This is a genomic window from Allobosea sp. CER48 (assembly GCF_044752385.1).
Lineage (GTDB): Bacteria > Pseudomonadota > Alphaproteobacteria > Rhizobiales > Beijerinckiaceae > Allobosea.
On record NZ_JBIWYK010000680.1, the window covers coordinates 1 to 1,300 of the forward strand.

Sequence of the window (1,300 nt, forward strand, 5' to 3'; positions counted from 1 at the left end):
CTGCCGAACCGATCGGATGCAGCGGCGCTACTCCTCCAGCGCCCCGATCATCTCCACGCGCGTCGCATGCCGGCCGCCCTCGAACTCTGCGGTCAGGAAAGCGTCCACGATGTCGAACGCGAGCCCTTCGCCCACGACCCGCGCACCGATCGACAGCATGTTGGCGTCGTTGTGCCGGCGGATCATCCGGGCGGAGAATGTGTCGGTGCAGACGCCGCAACGGATTCCCTTGACCTTGTTGGCGGCCATCATGATGCCCTGGCCCGTACCGCACAGGACGATGCCGAGCCGGCAATCGCCGGACGCGACGAGCCGCGCCGCCGCCTCGCCATGGCTGGGATAATGCGTGCTCTCCGGCGTCGTCGGCCCGATGTCGACGACCGCCCAGCCCTGGGCTGCGACATGGGCGGCGATGGCCTGCCGGAGCGGGATGGCAGCGTGATCGCTGGAAAGGACGATGCGATTGCTGGCCGTCAAGGAGATGTCATTCCGCTTTCCGAGGTCGGCCTGGCGGCGTGGGCGCGCCGGACCGCGCGCCTCTCGCATCGCCGCAGCCACGGCCCTGACGATCCGGGGCTGCCCGCTGGGCAGCCCCGGACAGGGATCGGAGCCGCCGGCCTAGGCCGCCAGGACGACCACCTTGGTCTTGACCGGCGTGCGGTCATACAGGTGGATCATGTCCTGGCTGAGCAGCCCGACGCAGCCGCTCGTAATGCCGTTCCCGATCGTCTCCGGATCGCTCGAGGCATAGATCGTGTAGAGCGTGTAGGCGCCATTCTGATAGAGATGGAGCGTGCGCGCGCCGAGCGGGTTGTCGAGGCCGCCGGGCATGCCGCGGGCATATTTGGCCGCCTCGGGCTGGCGCTTGATCATTTCCTTCGGCGGCGTCCACGTCGCCCATTCCGACTTGCGGCCGACATAGGCGTCACCGCTCCAGCGGAAGCCGTCGCGGCCGACATTGGCGCCGTAGCGGGTGGCGTTTCCACCTTCCTCGATGCGGTAGACGTAGTAATTGGCGGGGTCGACGATGATCGTGCCGGGCGCTTCCCTGGTCTCGTAGCGCACCATCTTGCGGAAATATTTCGGGTCGACCTTGGTGACGTCGACTCCCGGGATCGGGAACTTCTCGGTGGGCACCGGCCCGTAGACCTGCTGCGCCTCGGCGAGGCTCATTCCGTCGGTCGCCGCGCAGCCACCCAGCCCGAGCGCGCCGAGGCCGACGGCCGACCCGGCCAGAAACGACCGGCGGCTGACAAGCCCCGCGCGCGCCCGCAGCAGGGCGATTTCCTCGATCTTGCCG

At 68.5% G+C, this 1,300-nt stretch carries 2 protein-coding genes; both read right to left on the bottom strand.

Translation table 11 applies throughout. The annotated features are described in order from the left end of the window. Positions 1 to 27 precede the first annotated feature (27 nt). A complete protein-coding gene (gene rpiB / locus ACIPIA_RS16520; protein ID WP_400511060.1) occupies positions 28 to 477 on the bottom strand; it encodes a ribose 5-phosphate isomerase B in 450 nt (149 codons plus the stop codon). A gap of 141 nt (positions 478 to 618) precedes the next feature. Then, the gene (locus tag ACIPIA_RS16525) at positions 619 to 1,293 is read right to left on the bottom strand and encodes a L,D-transpeptidase (protein ID WP_465246967.1); all 675 of its coding nucleotides are present in this window, start codon (positions 1,291 to 1,293) and stop codon (positions 619 to 621) included. Positions 1,294 to 1,300: the final 7 nt, after the last annotated feature.